The sequence below is a fragment of the Pseudolysinimonas sp. genome (genome assembly GCF_031389465.1).
Classification (GTDB): Bacteria; Actinomycetota; Actinomycetes; order Actinomycetales; family Microbacteriaceae; genus Pseudolysinimonas_A.
The window spans coordinates 1-2,207 of record NZ_JANMSQ010000199.1 but is presented as its reverse complement, the minus strand read 5'-3'; the positions used below and the strand labels follow the sequence as shown (position 1 = coordinate 2,207).

The 2,207-nt window shown below is 67.4% G+C and carries 2 protein-coding genes; both read left to right on the top strand.

The features are described from left to right. Positions 1-679: F0F1 ATP synthase subunit delta (locus RMO30_RS07970; RefSeq protein WP_309711687.1), on the top strand; the 679-nt coding region annotated here is incomplete at its 5' end. Positions 680-732: 53 nt separating this feature from the next. Further along, positions 733-2,207: F0F1 ATP synthase subunit alpha (atpA, locus tag RMO30_RS07965; RefSeq protein WP_309711683.1), on the top strand; the 1,475-nt coding region annotated here is incomplete at its 3' end.

The window sequence follows — 2,207 nt, the reverse complement described above, 5'->3', positions numbered from 1 at the left end:
CGCGGGCTCCCCGCAGCTGCGGTCCCTCCTCGTCGACCCGTCGATCGAACCGGCCGAGAAGTCGAAGTTGATCGGATCGATCTTCAGCAGCCACGACGCGGCCTCCGCGCGACTGCTGGCCGGACTCACCACGGCGCGCTGGTCGGATTCCGATGAACTGATCGACGGCATCGAGAAGATCGGCATCCGCGCGATCGCCGCCTCGAGTGACGGCGCAGCGATCGAGTCCGACCTGTTCGCGTTCGCGCGGGCCGTGACGAGCGACAACGACCTCGAGCTAGCGATCGGCAGCACGCTGAGTGACCCGGCCCAGAAGGCGGCGCTGGTCGACCGGCTGCTCGCGGGCAAGGCGCACGCCGGCACCGTTGCGATCGTGCGCCACCTGGTGCAGAGCCCCCGTGGCCGTCGCATCGGGGAGCTCATTCAGTCGGCTGCCGAGACGGTGGCGGATGCCACGGGTGGCATTGTCGCGACCGTCACCGCAGCGGCGCCGCTCTCTGCGGCCCAGCTGCAGACCCTGACCGCGACCCTGACGACGCAGTACGGGCGCGAGCCGCGCATCGCCCTGCGCATCGACCCGACCGTCATCGGCGGCTTGCGGGTTCAGATCGGCGAAGACGTCATCGACGGCACCGTCGCGGCCCGCCTTGCCGACCTCCGACTTCAACTCGCCGGCTGACCCCGGCACCGTAGACCACTTCCCCACAGCCGGAATCTAAAGAAAGACTTCCCATGGCAGACATCACCATCTCACCGGACGAGATCCGCAGCGCCCTCAAGGACTTCGTCGCGGGCTACCAGCCCTCGGGCGCGAAGAAGACCGAGGTCGGCACGGTCGTCGATGCGGCCGACGGCATCGCCCACGTCGAGGGACTCCCCGGCGCGATGGCGAACGAGCTGCTGCGGTTCGCCGACGGCACCCTGGGTCTCGCGCTCAACCTCGACGAGAACGAGATCGGCGTCATCGTGCTCGGTGAGTTCACCGGCATCGAAGAGGGGATGGAGGTCACCCGCACGGGCGAGGTGCTCTCGGTTCCCGTCGGCGACGCCTACCTGGGTCGGGTCGTCGACCCGCTCGGCACCCCGATCGACGGTCTCGGTGAAATCAAGAGCGAGACCCGCCGTGCCCTCGAACTGCAGGCGCCTGGCGTCATGTCCCGCAAGAGTGTTCACGAGCCGATGCAGACCGGCATCAAGGCGATCGACGCGATGATTCCGGTCGGCCGCGGCCAGCGCCAGCTCATCATCGGTGACCGCCAGACCGGCAAGACGGCGATCGCGATCGACACGATCATCAACCAGAAGGCCAACTGGGATTCGGGCGACACCACGAAGCAGGTGCGCTGCATCTACGTCGCGATCGGTCAGAAGGGTTCCACGATCGCGGCCGTGAAGGGCGCGCTCGAGGATGCCGGAGCGATGGAGTACACGACGATCGTCGCGGCCCCGGCTTCCGACCCGGCCGGCTTCAAGTACCTCGCCCCCTACACCGGCTCAGCCATCGGCCAGCACTGGATGTACGCCGGCAAGCACGTGCTGATCATCTTCGATGACCTGACCAAGCAGGCCGAGGCCTACCGTGCCGTATCGCTGCTGCTGCGTCGCCCACCGGGACGTGAGGCCTACCCGGGTGACGTCTTCTACTTGCACTCGCGTCTGCTCGAGCGTTGCGCCAAGCTCTCCGACGAGCTGGGCGCCGGCTCGATGACCGGCCTGCCGATCATCGAGACCAAGGCCAACGACGTGTCGGCCTACATCCCGACCAACGTGATCTCGATCACCGACGGCCAGATCTTCCTGCAGTCCGATCTCTTCAACAGCAACCAGCGCCCCGCGGTCGACGTGGGCATCTCGGTGTCGCGCGTCGGCGGTGACGCCCAGGTGAAGAGCATCAAGAAGGTCTCGGGCACGCTGAAGCTCGAGTTGGCCCAGTACCGCTCGCTCGAAGCGTTCGCGATGTTCGCCTCCGACCTCGACGCCACCTCGCGGCGTCAGCTCGCCCGCGGTGCCCGCCTGACCGAGCTGCTGCGTCAGCCGCAGTACTCGCCGTACCCGGTCGAGGAGCAGGTCGTCTCGATCTGGGCTGGCACCAACGGTCACCTCGATGAGGTGCCGGTGCCCGACGTGCTGCGGTTCGAGCGCGAACTGCTCGACTCGCTCAAGCGCCACACCAAGATCCTCGACACCCTGCGCGACACCAACGTGCT